This is a genomic window from Szabonella alba (genome assembly GCF_016765775.1).
Lineage (GTDB): Bacteria > Pseudomonadota > Alphaproteobacteria > Rhodobacterales > Rhodobacteraceae > Szabonella > Szabonella alba.
The window spans coordinates 1-1,121 of sequence record NZ_JAESVN010000046.1; the positions used below are offsets into that span (position 1 = coordinate 1).

Sequence of the window (1,121 nt, forward strand, 5' to 3'; positions counted from 1 at the left end):
CGGCCTGTTTCAGGCGGGTGCGGATGGCGTTGCGGCGGGCGGGGTCTGTGCCGAGGCTTCGGGCCAGCGCGATATAGTCTTCGGGCGTATCGGCCAGCAGCTCGGCAAAGCCGTGGCTGGCCACCAGAAACTGGTCGATGGACCGGGTCGAGCGGCGGCGCAGCGTGACCGGCGGGATGCCGTGGATCAGCGCCAGATGCGTCATCGTCGCGCCGCCATGCGGGAAGGGGTTGAGGTAAAGATCGGCGCAGGCCAGGGCCGCCTCGGCCTCGGCCACGCTCAGCTCACCCAGCACCCGGATGCGCGCGGGGTCGAGCCCGGTCTCGGCCGCGGTTTCCGCGATCTGGCGGTTGAAGGTGAAGGCCATCGACCGCGCCGCCCAGCCCGGATTATAGGGTGCCAGCAACAGGATACCCCGCGGCACGCCAGCGACGGCGCGCATCATCGTGGCCAGCGTCTCATGGCGCAGCTTCATCGAGGAGCCGGCATTCATCAGGACCACATCGTCCGGCGCAAGGCCAAGGGCCGCGCGGTCCAGCGGCGGGTCGGGGCGCGGCTCCAGCGTGGTCAGGTAGTTGATGACCGGGCCGGGCAGGCGGATCAGACGCTCGGCCTGATCGGCCTGCGCCACCTCATGGCCGGGGTGGTCGCTGGCCCCGGTCAGCATGGCGTCAAAGGACGGATAGCCGAGCCCCATCGGCACATGGGAATTCAGCACGATCTGCAAGGGCGCCACGCGGTGATAGAGCGCCAGATCCAGCGGCTGCAGCCCATAGGTGGTGGCATTGGCGTAAAGGAAGACATCCAGCCGGTCGGCCAGCAGGGCGGCGCGGATGCCGGCGGGATCTTCGGGCAGGTCGCGGCGATGGCGGATGGTGGCGTCGAAGATCCGGGCAAAGCCGGGATCCTTGCTGACGACGCGGTCATGAAAGCCGATGGAATAGGCAAAGATCTCATAGCGCGCGGGGTCAAAGCCGGTGAGGCAGGTGAGCACGGCCTCGCTGTCGGGGCCCTTGTCGAAGGTGCGGCACAGGATCCCGATCCGGATCCGCCGCGCCGGCGCCGCCACCCCGCCCGCCGCAGAAGCCGGAGCCAGTTGGGGCGCCGGATCCGCGCGTGCG

The 1,121-nt window shown here is 69.6% G+C and carries 1 protein-coding gene; it reads right to left on the reverse strand.

The annotated features are described in order from the left end of the window. Window positions 1-1,121: O-linked N-acetylglucosamine transferase family protein (locus tag JL811_RS19850; protein WP_475636558.1), on the reverse strand; the 1,121-nt coding region annotated here is incomplete at both ends.